This window comes from Streptomyces sp. NPDC012474 (assembly GCF_042955185.1).
In the GTDB taxonomy this organism is placed as follows: Bacteria; Actinomycetota; Actinomycetes; order Streptomycetales; family Streptomycetaceae; genus Streptomyces; species Streptomyces cahuitamycinicus.
On record NZ_JBIBEP010000001.1, the window covers coordinates 475584 to 502577 of the forward strand.

Here is a 26994-nt window from a genome sequence, read left to right on the forward strand (position 1 = left end):
GGGCACGGACCTGCTGTTCAGGGGTGCGGGGTACGGCGCGAGCGACCCCCACGGACCCGCAACCGCCCGGGGACACAAGCCACCGCAAGCAATGTCAGTCGGTCTCCGTAGACTGGGCCCCGTGAGCGAGCTCCCTCCAGACCACAACGCCGACGACCAGCCCGACCCCCTCAACGCCTTCGACGAGATCATCGCGGAGGAGACCACCCGCGACCCCGACCTCGCGGTCATCGAGGCCGGCAGCCGAACCCTGCGCACCCAGGGCGGACCCCCCGACGCCGACATCCCCACGCGCCCCGCCGACCCCGAGGTCGACAAGGCCCTGCGCGAGGTCGAGACCGAGCTCGCCACCCGGTGGGGCGAGACCAAGCTGGAACCCTCCGTCAGCCGGATCGCCGCGCTGATGGACGTGCTGGGGGAACCGCAGCGGGCGTACCCGTCGATCCACATCACGGGCACGAACGGCAAGACCTCCACGGCCCGCATGATCGAGGCCCTGCTCGGCGCCTTCGAACTGCGCACCGGCCGCTACACCTCGCCGCACGTGCAGTCGATCACCGAGCGCATCAGCCTCGACGGCGCCCCCATCTCGCCCGAGCGGTTCATCGAGACGTACCAGGACATCAAGCCGTACGTGGAGATGGTCGACGCCGCGCAGGAGTACCGGCTGTCGTTCTTCGAGGTGCTCACCGGCATGGCGTACGCGGCGTTCGCCGACGCGCCCGTCGACGTAGGCGTCGTGGAGGTCGGCATGGGCGGCTCCTGGGACGCCACGAACGTGATCGACGGGGACGTCGCCGTCGTCACGCCGATAGACCTCGACCACACCGACCGGCTCGGCACCACGCACGCCGAGATCGCCACGGAGAAGGCCGGCGTCATCAAGCAGGGTGCGACGGTCATCATGGCGCAGCAGCCGGTCGACGCGGCGCAGGTGCTGCTGAAGAAGGCCGTCGAGGTGGACGCCACCGTGGCCCGGGAGGGGCTGGAGTTCGGTGTCGTCGAGCGGCAGGTGGCCGTCGGCGGGCAGTTGGTGACGCTGCGCGGGCTCGGTGGCGAGTACCCCGAGGTGTACCTGCCGCTGCACGGCGCGCACCAGGCGCACAACGCGGCCGTCGCCCTGGCCGCCGTCGAGGCGTTCTTCGGCGTCGGCGCGCAGCGGGCCGACGCGCTGGATCCGGACACGGTCCGCAAGGCCTTCGCCGCCGTGGCGTCGCCGGGCCGGCTGGAGGTCGTGCGCCGGTCTCCGACGGTCGTGCTGGACGCCGCGCACAACCCGGCGGGTGCCCGGGCGGCGGCCGAGGCGATCGGGGAGGCGTTCCAGTTCAGCCGCCTCATCGGCGTGGTCGGCGCGAGCGGCGAGAAGAACGTCCGGGGGCTGCTGGAGGCGTTCGAGCCGGTGTTCGCCGAGGTCGTCATCACACAGAACTCCAGCCATCGCGCCATGGACTCCGACGAGCTCGCCGGGATCGCCGTGGAGGTGTTCGGCGAGGAGCGCGTGCAGGTCGAGCCGCGGCTGCCCGACGCGCTGGAAGCCGCCATCACCCTGGCCGAGGAAGAAGGCGAGTTCGCCGGCGGCGGTGTGCTCGTCACCGGTTCCGTCATCACCGTCGGCGAGGCCCGACTGCTTCTGGGGAGGGGCTGAGTCCCGTGCGCACGCTCTGTTCCTCGACCCTCATCGGCGAGTTCTTCGTCATCGGGTTCGCCGGTCTGGTCGCCATGAAGGATCCCGACCTGTCCATGACGACCGTGTGGACGGTCAGCGGCATCGCGATGTTCCTGTGCCTGGTGCTGTGCGGCCTGGTGACGCGCCCGGGCGGGGTCGCTCTCGGCTGGGCGCTGCAGCTCGCGCTCATCGCGTCGGGGATCGTCGTCCCGACCATGTTCTTCCTGGGCGCGATCTTCGCGGCCCTGTGGTGGGCGTCGGTGCACTACGGCCGGAAGGTGGACGAGGCGAAGGCGAGATTCGCGGCCCAGGCGAGTTCCTCCACACCTGACGCTGCGTAACAGGCGCCCCGACACGCCGGGTAACCTCGTCCCACCGCTCAACCTTTACGTACAAGGAGCCCGTCGTGAGCCAGCGCACCCTCGTCCTCCTCAAGCCCGACGCCGTCCGTCGCGGTCTGACCGGCGAGATCATCAGCCGCATCGAGCGCAAGGCGGGCTGGACGATCACCGCGCTGGAGCTGCGCACGCTGGACCAGGACACGCTGGAGCAGCACTACGGCGAGCACAAGGGGAAGCCCTTCTACGAGCCGCTGGTGGAGTTCATGGCCTCCGGCCCGGTCGTGGCGCTGATCGTCGAGGGTGAGCGGGTCATCGAAGGGGTGCGCGCGCTCGCCGGCCCGACCGACCCGATCGCCGCCGCCCCCGGCTCCATCCGCGGCGACTTCGGTGTGATCGTCCGGGAGAACCTGATCCACGCCTCCGACTCCGAGGAGTCCGCCGAGCGCGAGGTGAAGATTTTCTTCCCCGGCCGGGCGTAGCGCCCGCACCTCACCAGCACATTCGGAAGGCCAGGGGGCCGAGGCCCCCTGGGCTTTGCGGCATATGCGTGGCGATCGAGGGAACGATGGTCCCCGAACGCCCGTCTCCAGAAGCGAATGCGGACGGCATCTGCTGACAATGGCGGAGACCCTCCCGCAGTGTTCGCGAAGGCGCGTCTACGATGGAAGCCTTCACGTCACAGCACCCACCTTTGCCTACCTGAAAAGCCCTCAAAGCTAGTGGGAAGGCCAGACGAATCCTGATGGGGAACTCAATGTCGTTCATCGGCCGTGACATGGCTGTCGACCTCGGGACCGCCAACACGCTGGTGTACGTCAGGGGTCGCGGGATCGTACTCAATGAGCCGTCCGTCGTCGCGATCAACACCAACACCGGTGGCATCCTCGCGGTCGGCGCCGAAGCGAAGAAGATGATCGGGCGCACGCCCGGCAACATCGTTGCCGTGCGTCCACTGAAGGACGGCGTGATCGCCGACTTCGAGATCACCGAGCGGATGCTCCGTTACTTCATTCTGAAGATCCACAAGCGGCGGTATCTGGCTCGTCCGCGGGTCGTCGTCTGTGTGCCCTCGGGCATCACGGGCGTCGAGCGCCGCGCCGTCATCGAGGCGTCGTCCCAGGCCGGCGCTCGTCAGGTGCACATCATCGAGGAGCCCATGGCCGCGGCCATCGGCTCCGGCCTGCCGGTCCACGAGGCCACGGGCAACATGGTGGTCGACATCGGCGGCGGCACCACGGAGGTCGCGGTCATCTCCCTCGGCGGCATCGTCACCGCCCAGTCCATCCGTGTCGCGGGCGACGAACTGGACAACGCGATCATCCAGCACATCAAGAAGGAGTACTCCCTTCTGCTGGGTGAGCGCACGGCCGAGCAGATCAAGATCACGATCGGTTCGGCGTACGACCTCGACTCCGACGAGCACACCGAAATCCGCGGCCGGGATCTCGTCTCCGGGCTGCCGAAGACCGTCGTCATCTCCGCCGCCGAAGTCCGCAAGGCGATCGAGGAGCCGGTCAACGCGATCGTCGACGCGGTCAAGACGACCCTCGACAAATGTCCGCCGGAGCTGTCCGGCGACATCATGGACCGAGGAATCGTTCTGACCGGCGGCGGGGCGCTGCTGCGGGGTCTCGACGAGCGGCTGCGCCGGGAGACCGGCATGCCGATCCACATCGCCGAGGACCCGTTGGACAGCGTGGCGCTCGGATCCGGAAAGTGCGTCGAGGAGTTCGAAGCGCTGCAGCAGGTGCTGGACGCCCAGCCGCGCAGATGACATAACTCTTCGATTCCGCCGTACGGGACGATCTCCTCTCGTACGGCGGATCGTTGATATAGAGACATAAGCTCCCACAAAGCAGCCCCTCGGGTTTCCCTGGGGCTTCCCGAATTCCTATGAGGAAGGGCACGGCCGCCGCACGTGAGGGACACACGAGAGAGCCGGCTGCTCCTGGTGCTGCTGATCGCCATCGCGTTCGCGTTGATCACGGTGGACATCCGCGGTGGGGAGGACTCGCCCGTCGACGGTGCCCGGCAGGGCGCGGCGACGGTCTTCGGCCCGATCGAGAGCGGCGTCTCGGCCGCGGTCGACCCGGTCGGCAACGCGGTCTCCGCCATCCGCGACTCCGGCGAACGGCACGACCGGCTCGCCGCGCTGGAAGAGGAGAACGCGGCCCTGAAGGCCCGCCTCGGCAGCGACGACCGCAGCCGCAGCCGCCTCAAGCAGCTCGACAAGATGCTGAAGATCGCAGGCCAGGGCCAGTACGGCATCAAGGGTGCCGAGGTCATCGCCATCGGAGCCGCGCAGGGCTTCTCCTGGACCATCACCATCGACGTCGGCGCCAACGACGGCATCAAGCGCGACATGACCGTCCTGAACGGGGACGGGCTCGTCGGCCGTGTCACCACCGTCGGACCCAACACCGCCACGGTCCTGCTGGCCAGCGACCCCGACTTCACGGTCGGCACCCGGATGGAGTCCGGCGACGAACTCGGCTTCGCGTCCGGGCAGGGCGACCGCCCACTGCGCGTCGAACTCCTCAACGGCAAGGCGGAGGTGAAGAAGGGCGACCGCCTGGTCACCTTCGGCTCCCAGGCCGACCGGCCGTTCGTGCCCGGCGTGCCCGTCGGCGTGGTCTCCCGCGTGGACCCCTCGGGCGGCGGCCTGACCCGCACCCTCTACGTCACGCCGTACGCCGCCTTCACCAAGCTCGACATCGTCGGTGTCGTCGTCGAGGCCCCGAAGAAGGACCCGCGTGACACGGTGCTCCCGCCCAAGCCCAAGCCCACCCCGAGGCCGACGGTGACGGTGACCGTGACGCCGTCCCCCGAGGCGCCCGTGGACGGCCAGAACCAGCAAGAGCAGTAGGAGCTGTCACCCCATGCGCGTCAACCGGATCCTGCTCTCCTCCGCCCTGGTCGTCGTCGCCCTGGTGATCCAGGTCAGCGTCCTCGCCCGCCTCCATCTGCCGGGCGCCGTGCCCGATCTGCTGCTGCTCACCGTGCTCGGCCTCGCGCTGGTGTACGGGCACGTGGGCGGCGCCCTCGTCGGTTTCGGCGCGGGCCTGCTCGCCGACCTGGCCCCGCCCGCCGACCACGCCGCCGGGCGCTACGCCCTCGTGCTGTGCGTCATCGGCTACCTCGCGGGCCTGGCCAAACCCGAGACGGGCCAGCTGAAGTCCGCGACCGGCCCCATGGCCGTGGTGGTCGCCGCCGCGGTCGGCTCCACCCTGCTGTACGCGGGGGTCGGCGCCCTCGTCGGGGACACCGCCGCCCGCCATGTGGGCCTCGGCAGCCTGCTGTTCACGGCCGCCCTGTACGACCTGCTGCTCGCCCCCTTCGTCGTGCCGGGGATCATGGCCCTGGCGCGGCGCGCCGAGAACGATCCGCTCGCCGAGTCGACCTCGGCCGCGGCCAAGGCCACGGACATCTCCTCCGGCTGGCTCTCCGGCGGCACCGGACTGAAGATCGGCAGCCAGCGCAACGGGCTGCGCGTGAAGGCCGCCCGGGCGCGGATGGCGCGCGCCGGACGCATCAAGGGGGTCAAGCGGCTGTGAACGCAGGGAAGTTCACCCGAACGGGTCGGTCCAGTAGGAACGCCTGCTCGTGGGCCGGGCGTTCATCACTCGACACCGCACAGCCGTGCCCCGGCAGACCGCCGGCCCCGCACACCCGTACGCGCACCGAGAGGGGGAGGCAGCCGCAGTGACCAACATTCCCGAGACCGGCCGGAACTCACGAGTCCAGATCCGGCTCGTCGTCATCCAGGTCCTCGTCCTCTCCCTCCTGCTCACCCTCGGCGGACGCCTCTGGTACCTCCAGATCCGCGAGGGCGCCGCATACGCCAAGGAGGCCTCGGGCAACCACGTCCAGCAGGTCGTCCAGCCGGCCGTCCGCGGCTCGATCCTGGACGCCCGTGGCGTGGCCCTCGCGGACAACGAGACGCGGCTGGTGGTCTCCGCCTCGCGCACCGACCTGCTGAAGATGAAGAACGACGGCAAGGACGTCCTCGCCAAGCTCGCCAAGGTCCTCGGCATGACGCCCGAGGAGGTCCAGGAGAAGGTCCGGCTGTGTGACGCCAAGACACCGCAGCCCTGCTGGAACGGCTCGCCCTACCAGCCCATCCCCATCACCGACGAAGCCACCGCCAAGCAGGCCCTCCAGATCCGCGAGCGCGCCGAGGACTTCCCCGGCATCACCGCCGAGCCCGAGGCCGTGCGCCGCTACCCGAGCCCCGGCAAGGCCAACACCGCCCAGGTCCTCGGCTACCTCTCGCCGGTCACCGACGAGGAGATCAAGAAGGCGCAGAACACCAACTCGCCCTACCTGCGCTCCGACCAGGTCGGCCGCTCGGGCCTGGAACGCCAGTACGACAAGGCGCTGCGCGGCAAGGCCGGCGTCACCCGCTACGAGGTCGACAACCTCGGCCGGGTCATCGGCCAGGCCGAGGCCGACCCGGCCCACCCCGGCGACAACCTCGTCACCAGCATCGACTCCAGGGTCCAGCGGATCGCCGAGTACCAGCTGAACGAGGCGATGAAGGAAGCCCGCAAACAGCACGACCGGAACACCGGCACCAACTACAAGGCCGACTCCGGTGCCGTCGTGGTGATGGAGGCCAAGACCGGCCGCGTCGTCGCCATGGCCTCGAACCCCACGTACGACCCGAACGCCTGGGTCGGCGGCATCTCCGCCAAGGACTACACCCGCCTCACCGGCAAGAGCTCCAACTACCCGCTGCTCAACCGCGCCATCCAGGGCCAGTCGGCCCCCGGCTCCATCTTCAAGGTCATCCCGACGGCCGCCGCGGTCAACGCGGGCTACTCCTTCAACGGCCCGTACCAGTGCTCCAGCTCGTACTCGATCGGCGGCCAGGTCTTCAAGAACTTCGAATCCCAGAGCCACGGCCCCATCAGCCTCGGCCGCGCCCTGGAGGTCTCCTGCGACACCGTCTTCTACCGGCTCTCCCACGAGGAGTGGAAGCGCGACGGCGGCACCAAGCCGAAGAAGAACGCCAACGACTGGTTCTACAAGACCGCCCACCAGTTCGGCCTCGGCAAGGAAACCGGCATCGACCTGCCCAACGAGGTCACCGGCCGCGTCCCCGACCGCCAGTGGAAGCTCGACTACTGGAAGGCCAACAAGGACGCCTGGTGCCGCACCGGCAAACGCAACGGCAGCTACGCCGAGAAGATCGCCTACGAGAACTGCCTCGAAGGCAACCGCCTGCGCGCCGGTGACTCCGTCAACTACTCCATCGGCCAGGGCGACACGCTCGTCACACCCATCCAGATGGCCACCATCTACTCGGCCATCTCCAACGGCGGCACCCTCTACCACCCCTCCGTCGGCAAGGCCGTCATCAGCGCCGACGGCAAGACCGTCACGCCGATCAAGCCCGAGTCGCACGGCAAGCTGCCCATGACCCAGAAGACCCGCGACGAGATAGACGAAGCCCTCGCGGGAGTCGCCACCCGCGGTACGGCCGCCTGGAGGTTCGGCGGCTGGCCGCAGGACAAGATCCCGATGCACGCCAAGACCGGTACGGCGGAGGTCTACGGCAAGCAGACGACCTCCTGGTTCGCCACGTACACCAAGGACTACTCGATCGTCATGACGATCTCCCAGGGCGGTACGGGCTCCGGCGCCTCGGGCCCCGCAGTCCGCAACATCTACAACGCGCTGTACGGCGTCTCCGAGGACGGCGCCATCGACCCCGCGAAGGCCCTGCTGTCGACCCCGCAGAAGGCCCTGCCGAAGGTCAAGACGGACGGCACCATCAGCTCCCCGAAGGTCTCCAAGGACCCGGCCAAGGACCAGAAGCCCGACAAGAAGGACCCGAACGCCCCGGACCCCCTCCAGCCGGCGACGGCCGCCCCGCCGACGCCGGAGAACCGTGACACCCGAAGGCGCCGCCGCCGGGGAAGCCGGAGGTTGCCAGCATGACCGGCGGTGTGAACAGCTTCCAGGTCTCCGGCTACGGGCCCGAGCGCTCCGGCTGGACGCGGCTGCTGGCCCGCGACTCGGTGGCGCGTCGGCTCGACTGGCCGATCCTGCTGTCGGCGACGGCCCTGTCGCTGCTCGGCACACTCCTCGTCTACTCGGCCACCCGCAACCGCACGGAGCTCAACCAGGGCGACCCGTACTACTTCCTCGTCCGGCACCTGCTGAACACCGGCATCGGCCTCACCCTGATGGCCGCCACGATCTGGCTCGGCCACCGCGCCCTGCGCACAGCCGTGCCCGTCCTCTACGGCTTCTCGGTGCTGCTGATCCTGCTGGTGCTGACCCCGCTCGGCTCCACCATCAACGGCGCCCACTCCTGGATCAAGCTGCCCGGCGGCTTCTCGCTCCAGCCTTCGGAGTTCGTCAAGGTCACGATCATCCTGGGCATGGCGATGCTGCTGGCGGCCCGGGTCGACGCGGGCGACAAGCAGTACCCCGACCACCGCACCGTCGTGCAGGCGCTCGGTCTGGCCGCCGTGCCCATGCTGATCGTCATGCTGATGCCCGACCTCGGGTCGGTCATGGTGATGGTCATCATCGTGCTCGGCGTGCTGCTGGCCTCCGGGGCGTCCAACCGCTGGGTGTTCGGCCTGCTCGGCGCGGGCACCCTCGGCGCGGTCACCGTCTGGCAGATCGGCGTGCTCGACGACTACCAGATCGCCCGCTTCGCCGCCTTCGCCAACCCCGAGCTCGACCCGGCCGGCGTCGGCTACAACACCAACCAGGCCCGCATCGCCATCGGTTCGGGAGGCCTGACCGGCTCCGGCCTCTTCCACGGCTCGCAGACCACCGGCCAGTTCGTCCCCGAACAGCAGACGGACTTCGTCTTCACCGTCGCAGGCGAAGAACTGGGCTTCCTCGGCGGAGGCCTGATCATCGTGCTCCTCGGCATCGTCCTGTGGCGGGCCTGCCGCATCGCCCGGGAGACCACGGACCTGTACGGCACGATCGTGGCCGCGGGCATCGTCGCCTGGTTCGCCTTCCAGACGTTCGAGAACGTCGGCATGACGCTCGGCATCATGCCGGTCACCGGCCTGCCCCTGCCGTTCGTGTCATACGGCGGATCGTCGATGTTCGCCGTGTGGATAGCGGTGGGCTTGCTCCAGTCCATCCGGGTGCAACGACCGATGTCGGCCTGACCCCGCGTGGGGTGGCCCTCTGCCGCCCCGCGCCCCGGCCGACTAGATTCGGTACATGGCGGACAGCAAGCGCGAGATCGAGCGGAAGTACGAGTCGGCGGACAGCGGACTGCCCGACCTGACCGGAGTCGGCGGGGTCGCGGCCGTCGTCGACAAGGGTGTGGCCCACCTCGACGCCACCTACTACGACACCGGCGACGAACGCCTCGCCGCGTCGTCCGTCACCCTGCGCCGCCGCACCGGCGGTTCCGACGCCGGCTGGCACCTGAAGTTCCCGATCGCCCCGCACGTCCGCGACGAGATCCACGCCCCGCTCTCCGACACCCTCCCCGACGACCTCGCCGCGCTGGTCCGCTCCCGGGTCCGCGACAGCGAACTGCTGCCGGTCGTCCGGCTGCGCTCCGACCGCGACGTACGCCACCTGCTCGACGCGGACGGCCTGCTGCTCGCCGAGGTGAGCCTGGACACCGTCCGTGCCGAGCGGCTCACGGGACGCGGCGGCACAGCGCAGTGGACCGAGATCGAGGTGGAGCTCGCCGACGGGGGAGACCCGGCCCTGCTCGACAAGGCGGAGAAGCGGCTGCGCAAGGCGGGCGTACGACCTTCGGCGTCGTCGTCGAAGCTGGCCCGCGCCCTGGAGGAGACGGCACCGGGCAAGCGGCGCAGGACCGCCCCCGCCCGGGAACCGGTGACCGCCGCAGACCATGTGCTCGCCTACGCGCGCACTCAGCGGGACGCCATCGTCGAGCTCGACCCCGCCGTCCGCCGTGACGCCGAGGACGCCGTGCACAGCATGCGCGTCGCGATCCGCCGGCTGCGCAGCACCTTCAAGTCGTTCGGCGAGATCCTCGACCGGACCGCCACCGACCCCGTCGGCGACGAGCTGAAGTGGCTCGCCGGCGAGCTGGGCCTGGACCGGGACCGCGAGGTGCTGACCGACCGGCTGAAGGCCGCCCTCGACGAGGTGCCCGACAACCTGGTCCGCGGCCCGGTCGCGGAACGCCTGCACTCCTGGTCCAGCGCCGAGCACCGCGGGGCCCGCGGCCGCCTCCTCGGCGTCCTGGACTCCCGCCGCTACCTCACCCTCCTCGACACCCTCGACGCGCTGCTCGCCGACCCGCCACTGCTGAAGGCGGCCGGCAAGGCGCCCCGCAAGCCGATCACCCGGGCCGTACGGAAGGACTTCCGCAAGGTGTCCGGGCTGATTGGGCGGGCGGCGGACCTGAAACCCGGCACCGACCGGGACGCCGCACTGCACGAGGCCCGCAAGAAGACCAAGCGCACCCGCTACGCCGCGGAGGCGGCCGAGCCCGTCCTCGGCAAGCCGGCCAAGACCATGGTCAAGTCCATGAAGGCGCTGCAGAACCTGCTCGGCGAACACCAGGACAGCGTGATGGCCCGGCAAGCCCTGCGAGAGCTGTCGGCGGTCGCCCACGCGGCGGGGGAGAGCGCCTTCACCTACGGCCTGCTCCACGAGCGCGAGGAGCAGCGGGCGGTGCGCGCGGAAGCCGAACTGCCCGGGTTCTGGGAAGAGATCAAGGACGGTGCGACGGACCTCTGACCTTCCGGCGTACGGAGGCGCCCCGCGATCGCGTTAGTCTGGATGGTCACCCCTGTCAGTTCAGTCCAGCTCACGAAGGTGCGCGACATGCCTGCCGAAGTCGCTGCGTCGGTCTTCCCGCAGCTCGAAGCTCTGCTCCCGCATGTGCAGAAGCCGATCCAGTACGTCGGCGGAGAGCTCAACTCCACGGTCAAGGACTGGGACTCCTGCGACGTCCGCTGGGCGCTCATGTACCCGGACGCCTACGAGGTCGGTCTGCCCAACCAGGGCGTCATGATCCTCTACGAGGTGCTCAACGAGCAGCAGGGCGTCCTCGCCGAGCGCACGTACAGCGTGTGGCCCGACCTCGAGGAGCTCATGCGGGAGCACCACGTCCCGCAGTTCACGGTGGACAGCCACCGGCCCGTGAAGGCCTTCGACGTGTTCGGCCTGTCCTTCTCCACGGAGCTGGGCTACACGAACATGCTGGCCGCCCTCGACCTGGCCGGCATCCCCCTGGAGGCCAAGGACCGCGGCCTGGACGACCCGATCGTCCTGGCCGGCGGCCACGCGGCGTTCAACCCCGAGCCGATCGCCGACTTCATCGACTGCGCCGTGATCGGCGACGGTGAACAGGCGGTCCTGGAGATCACCGCGATCGTCCGCGCCTGGAAGGCCGAGGGCCGCCCGGGCGGCCGCGAAGAGCTCCTCTTCCGTCTGGCGAAGACGGGTGGCGTGTACGTCCCCGGCTTCTACGACGTCGAGTACCTGCCGGACGGCCGTATCGCCCGTGTCGTGCCGAAGCGCAGCGGCGTCCCGTGGCGCGTGTCCAAGCACACCGTCATGGACCTCGACGAGTGGCCGTACCCGAAGCAGCCGCTGGTTCCGCTGGCCGAGACGGTCCACGAGCGCATGTCCGTGGAGATCTTCCGCGGCTGCACCCGCGGCTGCCGCTTCTGCCAGGCCGGAATGATCACCCGCCCGGTGCGCGAGCGCTCCATCACGGGCATCGGCGACATGGTCGAGCAGGGCCTGAAGGCCACCGGCTTCGAGGAGGTCGGCCTGCTGTCCCTCTCCTCCGCCGATCACACGGAGATCGGCGACATCGCCAAGGGCCTCGCCGACCGCTACGAGGACGACAAGATCGGCCTGTCGCTCCCCTCCACCCGCGTGGACGCCTTCAACATCGACCTGGCGAACGAGCTGACCAGGAACGGCCGCCGCTCCGGCCTCACCTTCGCCCCCGAGGGCGGCTCGGAACGCATCCGCAAGGTCATCAACAAGATGGTCTCCGAGGACGACCTGATCCGCACGGTCGCGACGGCGTACGGCAACGGCTGGCGCCAGGTGAAGCTGTACTTCATGTGCGGCCTGCCGACGGAGACCGACGACGACGTCCTGCAGATCGCCGAGATGGCGACGAAGGTCATCGCCAAGGGCCGCGAGGTCTCCCGCTCCAACGACATCCGCTGCACGGTCTCGATCGGCGGCTTCGTTCCCAAGCCGCACACGCCCTTCCAGTGGGCCCCGCAGCTCTCCGCCGAGGAGACGGACGAACGTCTGCAGAAGCTGCGCGACAAGATCCGCGGCGACAAGAAGTACGGCCGCTCCATCGGCTTCCGCTACCACGACGGCAAGCCCGGCATCGTCGAGGGCCTCCTCTCCCGGGGCGACCGCCGCATCGGCGCGGTCATCCGCGCGGTCTACGACGACGGCGGCCGCTTCGACGGCTGGCGCGAGCACTTCTCGTACGACCGCTGGATGGCCTGCGCCGACAAGGCCCTCGCCCCGTTCGGTGTCGACGTCGACTGGTACACCACCCGCGAGCGCACCTACGAGGAGGTCCTCCCCTGGGACCACCTCGACTCCGGCCTGGACAAGGACTGGCTCTGGGAGGACTGGCAGGACGCCCTCGACGAGACCGAGGTCGACGACTGCCGCTGGACGCCGTGCTTCGATTGTGGGGTGTGTCCGCAGATGGACACGAGCATCCAGATCGGCCCGACGGGCAAGAAGCTGCTGCCTCTGACGGTCAAGGACGCGGCGCCGACGCCGAGCGGGCACTCGCACTGAGGTGGTGACGCACTCGTTCGGGTGATGGATGCCCTGGCGCCTCTGCCGGGCCCTGGAGGGGCTGCGGCTATCCACTCTGAGCTGCAGTGGGTCTGAGGCCCTCGGAGCCTCGCTGAAGCGTTTCTGGTGACTGCTGAGCCCCCTTCGACTCGGAGGGGGCTCAGCAGTGCCGGCGCTCGATGACGTCCTTGCACGGTGCGGGCTGCGTGGTGACACCGGGTGCTTGTCTCGCGCGAGAACCCGGGGGTGACGGGTCCGTTCTGAGGGGGACTCGCTGAGCAGGCCGGGTTGGTGACGCTCCCCCGGGGGATCGGCCCGGCCAGGTTCCCCCAGTTCAGAATGCGTGCTGGGGGAGCCGTCGTCCGGCACGGCAGCCTCCTTCCGCGATCGTCCTTCCCTTGGGGCACCCATCTTGTGTCATCTATCGAATCTCGATAGATTTACATCGTGGTTCGATCGAAGGAGTGGTGATGGGGAAGCTGGCCGTGGCGGGATTGCGCGGGGTGCTCGTGGTGCTGCTTGCCGGATCGTTGTTCGTGCAGGGGGTGATGGTGCCGCTGCTGGCCGTCGACATGAACGGGCTCAGGCCCGAGTACGCGTATCTGCGCACCCCGATCCTGGTGATCACGGTCCTGGGTGTCGTGACGGCACAGGTCGTCGTGGTCTGCGTGTGGCGGCTGGTGACGATGGTGCGTCGGGGGACGGTGTTCTCCACCGCCGCCTTCCGCTACGTGCACATCGTGATCGGCGCGTTCGTGGCGGCCGCCCTGCTGGTCTTCGCGCTCGCGGCCGTGCTCGCGCCGGGCGAGGCGGTGGCTCCGGGGGTGGTCCTTCTGCTGTGCGGGGTCGTCGTGGCCGTACTGGGCGTCGCGCTGATCGTGCTCGTACTGCGGATGCTGCTCGCGCAGGCTGTCGCACGCGACATCGAGGCGAACCAGATGCAGGCCGAGCTGGAAGAGGTCATCTGATGCCCATCGCCGTCGACATCGACGTGATGCTGGCCAAGCGCAAGATGTCCGTGGGCGAACTGGCGGAACGCGTCGGCATCACCCCCGCCAACCTGGCGGTCCTCAAGAACGGCCGCGCCAAGGCGGTCCGCTTCTCGACCCTCGCCGCGCTGTGCGAGGTGCTGGAGTGCCAGCCGGGGGATCTGCTGCGCTGGGAGACGGAGACGCCGGCCGGCCCTGCGCCCGACTCGACGGCCGACTCGACGATGGCCTGATGGAGAACAACGGCATCCGCCCGGCACGGCGGGCTGGGCGCGCGGCTCATCCGGGCCGTCCTGGACGGGGCGCGCGAGCTCGGGCTGGAACGCGTGACCGTGCACTCCAGTCCGCGGGCAGTCCCCGCCTACGCCCGTAGCGGCTTCCAGGAGTCACCCCGGCTGCTCCAGGCACGATTCACCCGCGCATGAGCCGTATGATCTTGCGACTGAGTGGGGGAACTGCGGGAGAACGGGGCGGGTCTGTGCGGTGCTGGATCCGGATGGGGCACTGAAGGCGTCTACGACGGTATGGATCTGGAGAAACGACCCCGCGAGGGTTCCGAGACGCGGGTCGATCCGCGCGAGCGGCCGGCCGAGCCGACTGTCCGGCGCGAGCCCGAGGCGCCGGAGGGGTGTCTCGCCGTCGCGATCCGGATTCCCGTGCGGATCATCGTGCTCGTCCTGGTCGTCCCCGTGCGGATGCTGTGGGACGCGCTCGTCGTGGCCGGACGGCTCCTGAACGACACCCTGCTCCGGCCGCTCGGCCGGGCGCTGCTGTGGCTCGGGCGGGCGGTGTTCGTCTGGCCGTTCGTGGGACTGTGGCGTTACGTCGTCGTCCCGGTGGGCAAGGCCCTCGGATGGCTCGGCCACGTCCTCGTCGTCGTGCCGCTGGTGTGGCTCTACCGGTGTGTGCTGACCCCCGTGGGCCATGCGATCGCGTGGGCCGCCCGGGGTGTCGGTGCCGGAGCCGGTTGGATCGTCAGGAGTGTGGGAGCCGCGCTCGGCTGGGTGTACGCCTGCCTGCTCACGCCCGTCGGGCACGCGGTGATGTGGGTTCTGAAGGGGATCGGCGCCGGGCTCGCCGCGCTCGGCATCGGTGTCTGGACGGCCCTGGCGTGGCTCGCGACGTACCTCGTCGTCGTACCCGCCGTATGGCTGTACACCTGGCTGCTCGCTCCCGTCGGCCGCGCGGTCGCCTGGTGCGGTAAGGGGCTCGTGTGGCTGCTGAGGATGATCGTCACCGGTATCGGCACGGGCCTCTACTGGATCGCCCGCATCCTGTTCGTCCTGCCCGCGCTCGCCCTCTGGCGCTGGATCCTCGCGCCGGCCGGACGCGTCCTCGCCGTCATCGGGCGGGAGGTGTGGGACGCCCTCCGCCACGCCTGGCGTGTCGCCGGGCACATCTCGCTCGCTGTCGGGCGCCTGCTCGGCACCCTCTTGCGGTGGATCTTCGTCGAACCGGTGCGGTGGGTGTACCGCAGCGTGCTGACGCCCGTCGGGCACGTCGTACGGGACGCCGTGCTGCGGCCCGTAGCCGAGGCCGCCCGCAGTGTGCGGCGGGCCACCCGAGAGGCGCTGGCCGGCGCCCGGGAGTCCGTACGCCAGGCCCGCGCCGACTTCCGGCGGATGCTCTTCGGCGCGCCGCGGCAGCCGCAGCCGGTCGACCGGAGGGAACCATCGGAGCGCGAGCCACGTACTCTAGGTAGCAGTACGACCGCTCTCACGAAGGACTGAACGACACTGGGCAAGCGACAGCCCGAAGGCCCGCCGCCCGCACCCGCGGTGCAGCGCATCCGACTGCGCTACACCAAGCGCGGCCGCCTCCGGTTCACCAGCCACCGTGACTTCCAACGCGCCTTCGAGCGTGCGTTGCGCCGTGCCGAGGTGCCGATGGCCTACTCGGCGGGTTTCACACCGCACCCGAAGGTGTCGTACGCCAATGCCGCACCCACCGGCACGGGCAGTGAGGCGGAATACCTGGAGATCGCCCTCACCGCGCCCCGCGACCCGGAGCAGCTGAGGGTTCTCCTCGACGAGTCGATGCCCTCGGGTCTCGACATCATCGAGGCGGTCGAGGCCCGCACCTCGGGGCTCGCCGACCGGCTGACGGCTTCCGTCTGGGAGGTCCGGCTGGACGGAGTGCCGCCGCAGGAGGCCCGCCGCGCGGCGGACGCCTTCATCGCGGCCGAGACCGTCGAGGTCCAGCGCCGCGCGAAGAACGGCGTCCGCACGTTCGACGCCCGTTCCGCCGTGGCGGGCCTGGAGGTCCACGACCTCACGGAAACGCACAGTTCGCGGGCTGATAGGCCGACCGACCAGCCCTGTGCGATACTGCGGCTGGTTGTTCGGCACGTGACGCCTGCCGTACGACCCGACGACGTCCTGTCCGGTCTTCGCGCCGTGGCCGACCTGGCGCCGCCGGTCCCCGCAGGGGTGACCAGGCTGGCGCAGGGGCTGTTCGATGAAGAGACCGGCACGGTGACCGACCCGCTCGCGCCCGACCGCGAGGCAGTCGAGGCCAACCCAACGGCCGCACCGACTGCCGCCGCGACGGCGTCGGCGTAAGGAAGGTCCCGCGTAGGGACGGATGTCGTAGCGCCGCCCTCGGACTCGGGAGCCACCTGGGTCGGGCAGCGCACCGACCAGAAGACTTTCGCCAGGCCGTACGCATTCGGCGTACGGAACCGGCGAGACAGGACACAGAGAGCTCCCGTGCGGCGCCCGCGCCCCGGACGGCGGCGAACGCGCACAGCGCGCGCCGCGGACGTCACCGGCATCGCCGGACCAGGTGCGGCGCCCGGGAGCCTGACGGGAGATAAGCCCGCATGCTCGAACCGACCGAACCCACAGAGGGTTCCGAACAGAACACTCCCAGCGACACCCTGCCGCCTCGTCGGCGGCGGCGTGCCGCGTCCCGCCCGGCGGGTCCGCCCACCGGTGCGTCTTCCGACGCACCGGTGGAGACCGTCACGCCGGCCATACCGGCCGCCGAGGCCGAGGATCTCGCGGCTGACGTCGTGGAGACCGACGAAGTCGAAGAAGCCGCTGCCGAGGCAGCCAGGGCTTCAGAGACGGGCAAGGCTCCCGCGGCTGTCGAGAGCGATGAGGCTGTCGCGCCCGCCCCGCCCAAGCGGCGTCGCGCCGTGCGCCGTGCCTCCGCACCTGCCGGCGCTCCGGAGGCGGCGGAGGGCGCCGAGACCGTGGTCTCGGTGACCGCCGGCACTCCCGTCGCCGAGCCGGCCGAGGCCACCGCCCCGGCCGAAGTGTCCGAGGACGCCGCGCCCAAGCGCAGCCGGCGCCGGGCCACGCGTACCGTGACCTCGCCCGCCGCCGTTCCGGCGGAGGCCGCCGAGACGGTCGCGGCTCCGGCGGAGGCCGACGGCCCGGAGCCGGCGGTCGTGGCCGAGGGCGCCGCCGAAGGTGCCGAGGCCGCTGAAGAGGCTGCTCCGCGTCGGACTCGCCGGCGTGCCTCGCGGCGGGCGTCCGCGCCTGCCGGGGCGCCTTCCGCCGCGGACGCGGTGGAAGGGAACGCCGAGGAGGCGAAGGCACCTGTGACCGAGAACCCCGCCGCCGAGCCCGCCCGCGCGTCCGAGGCCACCGCCTCCGAGCCCGCTGCCGCCGAGCCCGCCCCCGCTGCCGAGGTCTCCGCCGAAAGCGCTGCCGAGGCGGCCGAGGAGACCGGTCCGCGGCGCCGCCGCAGGGCCGTGCGCCGGGCCGCCGGCGGCTTCGCCGAGCCCGCTCAGCCCGCCAAGGGCGCGCGGGCCTCGAAGGCCGCCGCCCGGGTGTCCGCGGATGCGGCCGACGGCGAGAGCGAGTCGCCCTCGCGTCCGAAGCGGCCCGCCGTCGCGCTGTTCCAGGCGCCCGTCTTCACCGAGCCCCAGTTCCAGACGCCGGAGCGGGCCGCCGCCGCTGCCGCCGCCGAAGCGGCCGGGACAGCGGAGCCCGAGGAGCCCGAGGAGCCCGAGGAGTTCGCACCGGCCGAGGCCCAGCGCGAGGAGCCGGCCGGCGGTTCGCGTCGCCGGCGTCGGCGCCGGGGCGCCGGCGACGACTCGGAGGCCCAGGCCCAGGCTCAGGCCTCTGAGGCCGCCGCCGACACCACCGCCGCCGACACCACCGTCGACGAGGCGGAGGAGGCCGACGAGTCCGCCGAGGACCAGGCCGACGGCGACGACCAGGACGAGTCCGAGGGCACCGGCTCGCGCCGCCGCCGTCGCCGGGGCGGACGCCGCCGCAGGCGCGGTGAGTCCGCCGACTCCGACGGTGAGGGCGGCGAGGACGCCGATTCCGAGAGCGCCGCGCAGGACTCCGAGGACGGCGCCGAGGAGGACGACGAGGACTCCGAGGACGCCACCGACCGCGACGAGTCCGGTGGGGGCTCCAGCAACAGCCGCCGTCGCCGCCGTCGCCGCCGCCGCGCCGGAGACTCGGGCACCGAGTCCGAGCCCTCCGAGGACGACCCCGAGCGCACGGTCGTCAAGGTCCGCGAGCCCCGCCCCAAGGCCGAGCCGTCCGACGAGGTGCAGTCCATCAAGGGCTCGACCCGTCTGGAGGCCAAGAAGCAGCGTCGCCGCGAAGGCCGCGAGCAGGGCCGCCGTCGCGTCCCGATCATCACCGAGGCGGAGTTCCTGGCCCGCCGCGAGGCCGTCGAGCGCGTGATGGTCGTCCGCCAGCACGGCGACCGCACGCAGATCGGCGTCCTCGAGGACAACGTGCTCGTCGAGCACTACGTCAACAAGGAGCAGTCGACCTCGTACGTCGGCAACGTCTACCTCGGCAAGGTGCAGAACGTGCTGCCGTCGATGGAGGCCGCCTTCATCGACATCGGCAAGGGCCGCAACGCCGTGCTGTACGCCGGTGAGGTCAACTTCGAGGCGCTGGGCATGGCCAACGGACCGCGCCGCATCGAGTCCGCCCTGAAGTCCGGCCAGTCCGTGCTCGTCCAGGTGACGAAGGACCCCATCGGCCACAAGGGCGCCCGTCTGACCAGCCAGGTCTCCCTGCCGGGCCGCTACCTCGTGTACGTGCCCGAGGGCTCCATGACCGGCATCAGCCGCAAGCTGCCCGACACCGAGCGGTCCCGGCTGAAGACCATCCTCAAGAAGATCGTCCCCGAGGACGCGGGCGTGATCGTGCGCACCGCCGCCGAGGGCGCGAGCGAGGACGAGCTGCGCCGGGACGTCGAGCGGCTGCAGCAGCAGTGGGAGGACATCCAGAAGAAGGCCAAGAACGGCAACGCGCCGACGCTGCTGTACGGCGAGCCGGACATGACCGTCCGGGTCGTGCGCGACATCTTCAACGAGGACTTCTCCAAGGTCGTCGTCAGCGGCGACGAGGCGTGGTCGACCATCCACGGGTACGTCTCGCACGTCGCGCCGGACCTCGCCGAGCGGCTGTCGAAGTGGACCTCCGAGGTCGACGTCTTCGCCACGTACCGGATCGACGAGCAGCTCGCCAAGGCCCTGGACCGCAAGGTGTGGCTGCCCAGCGGCGGTTCGCTGGTGATCGACCGGACCGAGGCGATGGTCGTCGTCGACGTCAACACCGGCAAGTTCACCGGCCAGGGCGGCAACCTCGAGGAGACCGTCACCAGGAACAACCTGGAGGCGGCCGAGGAGATCGTGCGTCAGCTGCGGCTGCGCGACCTCGGCGGCATCATCGTCATCGACTTCATCGACATGGTGCTGGAGTCCAACCGGGACCTGGTGCTGCGGCGCCTGCTGGAGTGCCTGGGCCGGGACCGTACGAAGCACCAGGTCGCGGAAGTGACCTCGCTGGGGCTCGTGCAGATGACCCGCAAGCGGGTCGGACAGGGCCTGCTGGAGTCCTTCTCCGAGACCTGTGTCCACTGCAACGGCCGCGGTGTCATCGTGCACATGGAGCAGCCGACGGCCCCGGGAGGCGGCGGCAAGCGCAAGAAGCGCGCGCGTGCCGGCGCCGGTGAGCAGCCGCACGTGCACGAGGCCGCCGTCGAGACCGCCGAGCAGGAGGCCGAGACGGAGGCCGAGGTCGGAGCCGAGGTCGCCGAGCCGATCGCGCTGCCCGAGCCCGTCTTCGAGCCCGACGAGGAGCTGTACAGCAGCGCCGCCGAGGCGGAGGCCGCGGCCGGCCGTGGCCGGTCGCGACGCCGGGCGAGCCGGCGGGTGTCGGCTCCGGCGGGCGCCCCGCGGGGTGAGGCGGCGGAGCCTGAGGCCGAGCAGGGCCGGGGCAGGGCCCGGCGCGGCCGGGGCAGGGCCGAGCAGGCCGAGGCCGAGGTGCCGACGGCTCAGGACGTGACCGCCGAGCAGGAGGTCGCCCGTCCGGTGCAGCCGGAGACGGCCGTGGAGGCGCAGGCCGAGCCGATGGCCGTGGAGGACCCGGTGGTCGAGGCCGCGCAGGCCGCTCCGGAGGCTTCGGCCGCTCCGGTCGCTCCGGTCGAGGACGCCGCGCCCAAGGGCCGTACCCGGCGGCGGGCCACCCGCAAGGTGTCCGCTCCGGCCGGTTCTCCGGCGGGGGCCGAGGCGGCCGTGGTGACGGTCGCCGAGACCGCACCGGCGGTGCCCGAGGCCGAGGCCGAGGCGCCCGAGCCCGCCGGACAGCCCGAGGCGCCCGCCGAGAGCGCCGCACCGGCCCGTCCGCGGCGCCGTGCGGTGCGCAAGCCCACGGTGTCCACGGCGTCCGAGGAGACGGCCGTCGTGGTCGTCCCGTCGGCCACGTCCGAGGAGGCCGCGTCCGGGGAGGCCGTGTCCGCGGAGGCCCCGCAGGCTGCCGAGTCCGACGGTGCCGTTACGGCGGAGACCGCCGAGGAGTCGGCCCCCGCCAAGAAGACGGCCCGCAAGACGGCGAAGAAGGCCACGGCCAAGAAGGCCGCCACCACCGCCACCACCAAGAAGACCGCGGCGAAGAAGACCGCCGCCAAGAAGACGACGGCCAAGAAGGCGGCCAAGACCACCAAGACCGCCGCCAAGAAGACCGCGTCGAAGAAGACCGTGGCGGCGGAGCAGTCGGCGTCCTCCGGGGCCTCCGTCTCGGCCTCGACCGACGAGGGCTGACCGGCCTCGACGTCCCCCGGGGCGTGCGCGAACCCGCGTACGCCCCGGGGGACGCGACCGGCGTGACCGGTCGCACAGGTGGCGGGCCGGGCTCGGTTTGACCCCTTCGCCCGTGGCCCCGTAACCTTGACCGTCGGCGTGTCGACTGACACGTCACATCCCCGTAAACCTCATCCTCCGGGCGCCGGGCGCCAGGAGAGGCCGCTCGCTGAGCGGGCGGCTGGCCTGCGGGGGTGCCGTTTCCCGAGCTAGAGAGTGAGTTCCGCGTGTACGCCATCGTGCGCAGCGGTGGTCGCCAGCACAAGGTTGCTGTCGGCGACATCGTTGAGGTTGACAAGATTTCCACTGCCAAGGTTGGCGACTCGGTCGAGCTCTCGACCCTGCTCGTTGTCGACGGCGACGCCGTGACCAGCGACCCGTGGGTGCTGGCCGGCATCAAGGTCCAGGCCGAGGTCGTGGACCACCACAAGGGCCAGAAGATCGACATTCTGCGCTACAAGAACAAGACCGGTTACCGCCGTCGCCAGGGCCACCGCCAGCAGTACACGGCGATCAAGGTCACTGAGATCCCCGCGGCTGCGAAGTAAGGGACTGAGGAGAAATGGCACACAAGAAGGGCGCATCGTCCACCCGGAACGGTCGCGACTCCAATGCCCAGCGGCTCGGCGTGAAGCGCTTCGGCGGTCAGGTCGTCAACGCGGGTGAGATCCTGGTTCGTCAGCGCGGCACCCACTTCCACCCGGGCTCCGGCGTCGGCCGTGGCGGCGACGACACGCTGTTCGCCCTCGCGGCCGGTTCGGTGCAGTTCGGCACCCACCGTGGCCGCAAGGTCGTGAACATCGTTCCGGTCGCCTGATCGGAAACTTTCGCGAGGCGGACCTCACTTCCCTCACGGGAAGCGGGTCCGCCTTTCGCGTGTTACCCAAAGACATTCCCGCAGTAACTGGAGGCACATCCCATGACCACCTTCGTGGACCGCGTCGAGCTGCACGTCGCCGCGGGTAGCGGAGGCCACGGCTGTGCCTCCGTCCACCGTGAGAAGTTCAAGCCCCTCGGCGGGCCGGACGGCGGCAACGGCGGGCGCGGCGGGGACGTGATCCTCACCGTCGACCAGTCGGTCACCACGCTGCTCGATTACCACCACTCCCCGCACCGCAAGGCCACCAACGGCAAGCCGGGCGAAGGCGGCAACCGCTCCGGCAAGGACGGGCAGGACCTCGTCCTGCCGGTGCCGGACGGCACGGTGGTGCTGGACAAGGCGGGCAACGTCCTGGCCGACCTGGTCGGGCACGGCACGTCGTACGTCGCCGCCCAGGGCGGCCGGGGCGGGCTCGGCAACGCGGCGCTGGCCTCCGCGCGACGCAAGGCGCCCGGGTTCGCGCTGCTCGGTGAGCCGGGGGACCTCCATGACGTCGTCCTGGAGCTGAAGACCGTCGCCGACGTGGCGCTCGTCGGATACCCGAGTGCCGGCAAGTCGTCGCTGATCTCGGTGCTGAGCGCCGCCAAGCCGAAGATCGCCGACTACCCCTTCACCACGCTGGTTCCGAACCTCGGTGTCGTCACGGCCGGTTCGACGGTGTACACGATCGCCGACGTGCCCGGGCTGATCCCCGGGGCCAGCCAGGGCAAGGGCCTGGGCCTGGAGTTCCTGCGGCACGTGGAGCGGTGCAGTGTGCTCGTGCACGTCCTGGACACCGCGACGCTGGAGTCGGACCGTGACCCGGTCTCCGACCTCGACATCATCGAGGAGGAGCTGCGGCAGTACGGCGGGCTGGACAAGCGGCCGCGGATGGTCGTCCTGAACAAGATCGACGTACCGGACGGCAAGGATCTGGCCGAGATGGTGCGGCCCGACCTGGAGGCGCGCGGCTACCGCGTGTTCGAGGTGTCGGCCGTGGCGCACATGGGCCTGAAGGAGCTGTCGTACGCGCTCGCGGAGCTCGTGGCGCAGTCGCGGGCCGCGAAGCCGAAGGAAGAGGCGACCCGGATCGTGATCCGGCCCAAGGCCGTGGACGACACCGGCTTCACCGTTTCGCAGGAGGCCGACGGCCTGTTCCGGGTGCGTGGTGAGAAGCCGGAACGCTGGGTGCGCCAGACCGACTTCAACAACGACGAGGCGGTCGGCTATCTGGCGGACCGGCTCAACCGGCTCGGTGTCGAGCAGGAGCTGATGAAGGCGGGCGCGCGGGGCGGCGACGGCGTCGCCATCGGCCCCGAGGAGAACGCGGTCGTCTTCGACTGGGAACCGTCCATGACGGCCGGAGCCGAGATGCTCGGCCGACGCGGTGAGGACCACCGGCTCGAGGGCGAGCGGCCGGCCGCGCAGCGCCGCAAGGACCGGCAGGCCGAACGGGACGAGGCGCAGCAGGAGTTCGACGACTTCGAGCCGTTCTGATCGGTTTCGGCAGCGGCCTTGGGGACCGGGCGGCTCGGCTCGTCGGTAGACGGGAATCGCATGCGCAACGATCCCAAGGCAACCAAGTGGTGCACCGGTGAGTCGTACGGGGCGGCACGGATGAGGATCTTGTTCCTCGCCGTGCCGCAATGACCCAGCAGATCACCGGAGTTCACGTGCCCCAGTCCCGAAGCAAGCGCAGGATCGGCCGAGGAGCCGCAGTGGCGGCGGCCGTCACGGTCGTCGTGGCCGTCACCGCCCCGGTGGCCGCACAGGCCGCCGACGCGGCCCCCGCGGCCCCGGCCGGCGCCGCGAAGCTCCGCGACGATTTCAACGGTGACGGCTACGCCGATCTCGCCGTGGCCGCCCCTACCGCGACCGTCGGCGGCAAGAAGGGCGCCGGATACGTCGCCGTGGTCTACGGCTCCAAGAGCGGGCTGGACGTGACGACAAGGCAGGTGTTCAGCCAGAGCACGGCCGGCGTACCGGGCAGCCCCGAGACGGACGACGCGTTCGGCAGCGCGCTCACCACCGCCGACCTCGACCGCGACGGGTACGCGGACCTGGTGGTCGGCGTGGGAAGCGAGGACACGGCCGACGGCGGTGCGGAGTCCGGGCTGGTCGAGGTCGTGTGGGGCGGTGCGAAGGGCCTGGCCGGCGGGGCCGTCCTGGCCACCGGGAAGGCCTACGACTGGCTCGGCCGTCAGGGGCGCCTGACCGTAGGGGACATCAACGGTGACGGTGCCGAGGACCTGGTGACCGTCGAGAACCAGTTCAACCTGCGCGTGCTGAAGGGCCCGTTCGCCCGGGACGGCTCCACGGCCCACGGCGAGCAGCTCCTGACGGACGAGTTCGACAGCCGCTACCTCGACCTGGCGATTGGCGACGTCAACGGCGACGGTGTCACGGACGTGGTCGGCGCCCAGATCGACGGCGACGAGTTCGACGCGCGCCGGGTCGTGTACTGGATGGGCACCGAGCGGGGACTCACGCCGTACATCACCGTGCAGGGCGCCGACGGCTACCGGCTCAAGGGCGGCGAGAACCTCGACGTCGGGGACGTCGACCGGGACGGCTACGACGACATCGTGGTCGGCCGGGCCGTCGACGGGTACGACAGCGACCTCGACACCCCCGCCGCGAAGGGCGGCCGGGTCACCTGGATACCGGGCGGTCCGGACGGGCCCGACGGTGTGAAGGCCGAGCACCTCAACCAGGACAGCCCCGGCGTGCCCGGCAGCGCCGAGGCGGGCGACGGCTTCGGTACCGACGTCCGGATCGCCGACGTCAACGGCGACGGACACCCGGACGTGGCGACCGGGCTGCCCGGTGAGAACCTGGGCACCGTGGCCGACGCGGGAGCCGTCGTCGTGCTGCCCGGCACCGCACGCGGGCTCACCGGCACCGGCGCCCAGGTGGTCACGCAGGACACGCCCGGCGTGCCGGGCACTCCCGAGAAGGGCGACGCCTTCGGCAGGGCCGTCCACCTCGCGGACGCCGACCACGACGGCCTCGCCGACCTGGCGGCGGGCGCACCGGGGGAGAACGGCAACGCCGGGTCCGTGTGGTACTTCAGGTCCGCCCCGGCAACCGTCGTGAGCCCCGACGCCACCACGACGTTCGGCAACACACTCCTCGGCACCACCGCCACGGCGGCGCGGCTCGGCACCGGCTTCGCCGACTGATTGTCTGTCAGGCCTCGCTTCGGGAAGCGGCATCCGGGCGCCGGCTTCGCCGGCTGATCGCCTGGCAGGCCCGCCCCGGCACCGGCTTCGCCGACTGATCACCTGTCAGACCCGCCTCGGCAACGGCTTGTTCCAGCGCTGGCGGCGGGTCTCTTTTTGGCTGCTTAGTTGTCATGTACGTGAACCCTGGCGTTCAGCGGGCGGACCGCCCGCGAGCGTGAAGCTTCCCAGTGTCCAAGTGGCCAGCGAGGTAAGGGAGTCAGCCGATGACCGGAGCAGTATCCCCCGACCGACGCCGCTTTCTGACCGCCGGTGCCGCGGCGCTCGGCACCGTGGCCTCCGCCCAGCTGTGGCTTCCGGCCGCCGCCCGCGCGGCCGAACCACCGTTGCCCAACGGGGTGTTCAGCCTCGGCGTCTCCTCGGGCGACCCGCTTCCGGACGGCATCGTGCTATGGACCAGACTCGCCCCGGACCCGCTGAACGGCGGCGGCATGCCGGACCGGGTCGTGCCGGTGGAGTGGCAGCTCGCGGAGGACCACCGGTTCAGAAAGCTCGTCCGGCGGGGCACCGCCCAGGCCCGGCCCGAGTACGGGCACAGCGTTCACGTGGACGTACGCGGGCTGCGCGCGGGCCGTACCTACTGGTACCGCTTCCGCACCGGCGGACAGCTCTCACCCGTGGGCCGCACCCGCACCGCGCCCCACCCCCACGGCTCCGGTGGCTCCCTGCGCATGGCCCTCGCCTCCTGCCAGAACTGGCAGCACGGCTATTTCACGCCATACGCAGACATGCTCGACCAGGACCCGGACGTCGTGGTCTTCGTCGGCGACTACATCTACGAATCCACGCCCTCGGCGACGGCCCTGCGGCGGCACGAGGGCACCGGGGAGCCGTTCAGCCTCGTCCAGTACCGCAATCGGTACGCCCAGTACCGGACGGACCCCGACCTCGCGGCGATGCACGCGAACGCGCCCTTCGTGGTGAGCTTCGACGACCACGAGGTGGACAACGACTTCGCCGGCGAGATCCCGCAGGACCCCGGCAAGCAGCCGCACGACGCGTTCGTGGCCCGGCTCACCGCGGCCTACCAGGCGTTCTACGAGCACATGCCGGTCCGTGCCACCGCCGTCCCCAACGGCCCGCACATCCGGATGTACCGCCGCCTGGAGTTCGGCCGCCTGGCCCGGCTCAACGTCCTGGACACCCGTCAGTACCGCAGTGACCAGGCCACCAGCCAGGACGGCGCCCAGGACCCGTCGCTGACCATGCTCGGTGCGCGGCAGAAGCAGTGGCTGCTGAACGGGCTGCAGGACTCGCCCGCCCGCTGGAACCTCATCGCCTCCCAGATCATGATGGCCGAGACGGATCTCAAGGTCGGCGAGGGCAAGCTCTGGTTCTACGACGCCTGGGACGGTTACCAGGCCGAACGCAACCGGTTCCTTCAGGAGTTCAGGCGGGTGCGCAACCCGGTCGTGCTCTCCGGCGACCGGCACCTGACGATGATCAGCGACCTCAAGGAGGACTACGCCGACCCGGGCTCCAGGGTCGTCGGCGCCGAGTTCGTCGGCACCTCCATCTCCAGCAACGGCGACCAGGACCAGGAGGCCTTCCGTCGGGAGTGGGACCCGCGGCGCCCGGACAACCCGCACTGGAAGCTGCTCGACGCGCACCGCGGCTACCACCTCTTCGACGTCCGCCGCGACCGCATCGACGCCCAGGTCAGAGTGGTCGACACGGTTCGCCGGCCCACGGCGGCCCCGAGCACACTGGCCCGGCTGAGGGTCCGGGCGGGCCGCCCGGGCGTCGAGGTCGTCTGACCGAACCCGCATGGCGCGTGAGCCCGGGACTCCTCGGAGTCCCGGGCTCACGGCGTATCGCTCCGGCCGAGACCGAAATGCCGCGGAATCCTGACCAGGAATTCCGCGGGCGCCGCCATCGCCTGTGGCGCCGGGCACGCCCGCAAAGCGCGTACTGTGCAGCGGACATCGTCCAAGGAACTCGTGCGGGTCCTCGGTCGCCGCCGGCGCGAGCGGCTTCGGCGCCGCTGCGCTTCTGTGGAGTTACTCACAGCAATTCCCGAGGCGCCTGCATCGCCGGCGGAACCGTCTCGCCAATCACCGGCGTCACCAGGTGAATGAG

At 70.9% G+C, this 26994-nt stretch carries 20 protein-coding genes and 1 pseudogene; all 21 read left to right on the plus strand.

Annotated elements, in window-relative coordinates; genetic code table 11:
• Window positions 1-121: 121 nt before the first annotated feature.
• The 21 genes and pseudogenes from ACFY9S_RS02105 to ACFY9S_RS02205 all read left to right on the plus strand — a co-directional run bounded on the left by ACFY9S_RS02105 (window position 122) and on the right by ACFY9S_RS02205 (window position 26672).
• Complete coding sequence (locus ACFY9S_RS02105) at window positions 122-1645, plus strand: glutamate ligase domain-containing protein (protein WP_391121585.1); 1524 nt, start codon at window positions 122-124, stop codon at window positions 1643-1645.
• A gap of 5 nt (window positions 1646-1650) precedes the next feature.
• The gene (locus ACFY9S_RS02110; RefSeq protein ID WP_391121588.1) at window positions 1651-2007 is read left to right on the plus strand and encodes a DUF4233 domain-containing protein; all 357 of its coding nucleotides are present in this window, start codon (window positions 1651-1653) and stop codon (window positions 2005-2007) included.
• A gap of 65 nt (window positions 2008-2072) precedes the next feature.
• Entirely contained in the window at window positions 2073-2486 is a 414-nt protein-coding gene (ndk, locus tag ACFY9S_RS02115; RefSeq protein ID WP_062926842.1) for a nucleoside-diphosphate kinase, read from the plus strand.
• Window positions 2487-2761: 275 nt separating this feature from the next.
• The gene (locus ACFY9S_RS02120) at window positions 2762-3781 is read left to right on the plus strand and encodes a rod shape-determining protein (protein ID WP_004001297.1); all 1020 of its coding nucleotides are present in this window, start codon (window positions 2762-2764) and stop codon (window positions 3779-3781) included.
• Between the two features lie 144 nt (window positions 3782-3925).
• Complete coding sequence (gene mreC, locus ACFY9S_RS02125) at window positions 3926-4873, plus strand: rod shape-determining protein MreC (protein ID WP_391121593.1); 948 nt, start codon at window positions 3926-3928, stop codon at window positions 4871-4873.
• Between the two features lie 13 nt (window positions 4874-4886).
• A complete protein-coding gene (gene mreD / locus ACFY9S_RS02130; RefSeq protein ID WP_391121596.1) occupies window positions 4887-5561 on the plus strand; it encodes a rod shape-determining protein MreD in 675 nt (224 codons plus the stop codon).
• A gap of 148 nt (window positions 5562-5709) precedes the next feature.
• Window positions 5710-7950: a penicillin-binding protein 2 gene (gene mrdA / locus ACFY9S_RS02135; RefSeq protein ID WP_391121599.1), complete on the plus strand. Its 2241-nt coding sequence runs from the start codon at window positions 5710-5712 to the stop codon at window positions 7948-7950.
• On the plus strand, window positions 7947-9149 hold the full coding sequence (rodA, locus tag ACFY9S_RS02140) for a rod shape-determining protein RodA (RefSeq protein ID WP_391121602.1): 1203 nt from the start codon (window positions 7947-7949) through the stop codon (window positions 9147-9149). Before mrdA ends, rodA begins: the two co-directional genes overlap by 4 nt.
• A gap of 55 nt (window positions 9150-9204) precedes the next feature.
• Window positions 9205-10710, plus strand: coding sequence for a CHAD domain-containing protein (locus ACFY9S_RS02145; RefSeq protein ID WP_391121605.1), 1506 nt, complete (start codon window positions 9205-9207; stop codon window positions 10708-10710).
• 87 nt (window positions 10711-10797) lie between these two features.
• On the plus strand, window positions 10798-12762 hold the full coding sequence (locus tag ACFY9S_RS02150; RefSeq protein ID WP_391121608.1) for a TIGR03960 family B12-binding radical SAM protein: 1965 nt from the start codon (window positions 10798-10800) through the stop codon (window positions 12760-12762).
• 470 nt (window positions 12763-13232) lie between these two features.
• Window positions 13233-13730: a DUF2975 domain-containing protein gene (locus ACFY9S_RS02155; protein WP_391121611.1), complete on the plus strand. Its 498-nt coding sequence runs from the start codon at window positions 13233-13235 to the stop codon at window positions 13728-13730.
• Entirely contained in the window at window positions 13730-13984 is a 255-nt protein-coding gene (locus ACFY9S_RS02160; RefSeq protein WP_391121614.1) for a helix-turn-helix domain-containing protein, read from the plus strand. The genes ACFY9S_RS02155 and ACFY9S_RS02160 overlap by 1 nt, the downstream gene beginning before the upstream one ends.
• Window positions 13985-14008: 24 nt before the next feature.
• Window positions 14009-14176, plus strand: a pseudogene (locus ACFY9S_RS02165) (GNAT family N-acetyltransferase); the annotation flags it as partial.
• Between the two features lie 99 nt (window positions 14177-14275).
• Window positions 14276-15481, plus strand: coding sequence for a hypothetical protein (locus ACFY9S_RS02170; RefSeq protein ID WP_391121617.1), 1206 nt, complete (start codon window positions 14276-14278; stop codon window positions 15479-15481).
• A 48-nt stretch (window positions 15482-15529) separates the two neighbouring features.
• Window positions 15530-16312, plus strand: coding sequence for a TIGR03936 family radical SAM-associated protein (locus ACFY9S_RS02175; protein WP_391121620.1), 783 nt, complete (start codon window positions 15530-15532; stop codon window positions 16310-16312).
• A 260-nt stretch (window positions 16313-16572) separates the two neighbouring features.
• Complete coding sequence (locus ACFY9S_RS02180; protein ID WP_391121623.1) at window positions 16573-20775, plus strand: Rne/Rng family ribonuclease; 4203 nt, start codon at window positions 16573-16575, stop codon at window positions 20773-20775.
• 266 nt (window positions 20776-21041) lie between these two features.
• Window positions 21042-21362 (plus strand): 50S ribosomal protein L21, encoded by a 321-nt coding sequence (rplU, locus tag ACFY9S_RS02185; protein ID WP_031130898.1) that lies wholly within the window; start codon window positions 21042-21044, stop codon window positions 21360-21362.
• A 14-nt stretch (window positions 21363-21376) separates the two neighbouring features.
• A complete protein-coding gene (gene rpmA / locus ACFY9S_RS02190; RefSeq protein WP_031130899.1) occupies window positions 21377-21631 on the plus strand; it encodes a 50S ribosomal protein L27 in 255 nt (84 codons plus the stop codon).
• 102 nt (window positions 21632-21733) lie between these two features.
• Window positions 21734-23170 carry a GTPase ObgE gene (gene obgE, locus ACFY9S_RS02195; RefSeq protein WP_391121626.1) on the plus strand — a complete coding sequence of 479 codons (1437 nt, stop codon included), beginning with the start codon at window positions 21734-21736 and terminating at the stop codon, window positions 23168-23170.
• Window positions 23171-23346: 176 nt separating this feature from the next.
• Window positions 23347-24855: an FG-GAP-like repeat-containing protein gene (locus ACFY9S_RS02200; RefSeq protein ID WP_391121629.1), complete on the plus strand. Its 1509-nt coding sequence runs from the start codon at window positions 23347-23349 to the stop codon at window positions 24853-24855.
• A gap of 266 nt (window positions 24856-25121) precedes the next feature.
• Window positions 25122-26672: an alkaline phosphatase D family protein gene (locus ACFY9S_RS02205; RefSeq protein WP_391121632.1), complete on the plus strand. Its 1551-nt coding sequence runs from the start codon at window positions 25122-25124 to the stop codon at window positions 26670-26672.
• Window positions 26673-26994: the final 322 nt, after the last annotated feature.

What these genes read in the sequence shown, in the direction of transcription:
- mreD (WP_391121596.1), top strand. Translation starts at nt 4,887, where the DNA reads ATGCGCGTCAACCGGATCCTGCTCTCCTCCGCCCTGGTCGTCGTCGCC.
- rpmA (WP_031130899.1), top strand. Translation starts at nt 21,377, where the DNA reads ATGGCACACAAGAAGGGCGCATCGTCCACCCGGAACGGTCGCGACTCC.
- ACFY9S_RS02120 (WP_004001297.1), top strand. Translation starts at nt 2,762, where the DNA reads ATGTCGTTCATCGGCCGTGACATGGCTGTCGACCTCGGGACCGCCAAC.
- ACFY9S_RS02145 (WP_391121605.1), top strand. Translation starts at nt 9,205, where the DNA reads ATGGCGGACAGCAAGCGCGAGATCGAGCGGAAGTACGAGTCGGCGGAC.
- ACFY9S_RS02155 (WP_391121611.1), top strand. Translation starts at nt 13,233, where the DNA reads ATGGGGAAGCTGGCCGTGGCGGGATTGCGCGGGGTGCTCGTGGTGCTG.
- ACFY9S_RS02150 (WP_391121608.1), top strand. Translation starts at nt 10,798, where the DNA reads ATGCCTGCCGAAGTCGCTGCGTCGGTCTTCCCGCAGCTCGAAGCTCTG.
- rodA (WP_391121602.1), top strand. Translation starts at nt 7,947, where the DNA reads ATGACCGGCGGTGTGAACAGCTTCCAGGTCTCCGGCTACGGGCCCGAG.
- ACFY9S_RS02180 (WP_391121623.1), top strand. Translation starts at nt 16,573, where the DNA reads ATGCTCGAACCGACCGAACCCACAGAGGGTTCCGAACAGAACACTCCC.
- ACFY9S_RS02170 (WP_391121617.1), top strand. Translation starts at nt 14,276, where the DNA reads ATGGATCTGGAGAAACGACCCCGCGAGGGTTCCGAGACGCGGGTCGAT.
- ACFY9S_RS02160 (WP_391121614.1), top strand. Translation starts at nt 13,730, where the DNA reads ATGCCCATCGCCGTCGACATCGACGTGATGCTGGCCAAGCGCAAGATG.
- ACFY9S_RS02205 (WP_391121632.1), top strand. Translation starts at nt 25,122, where the DNA reads ATGACCGGAGCAGTATCCCCCGACCGACGCCGCTTTCTGACCGCCGGT.
- obgE (WP_391121626.1), top strand. Translation starts at nt 21,734, where the DNA reads ATGACCACCTTCGTGGACCGCGTCGAGCTGCACGTCGCCGCGGGTAGC.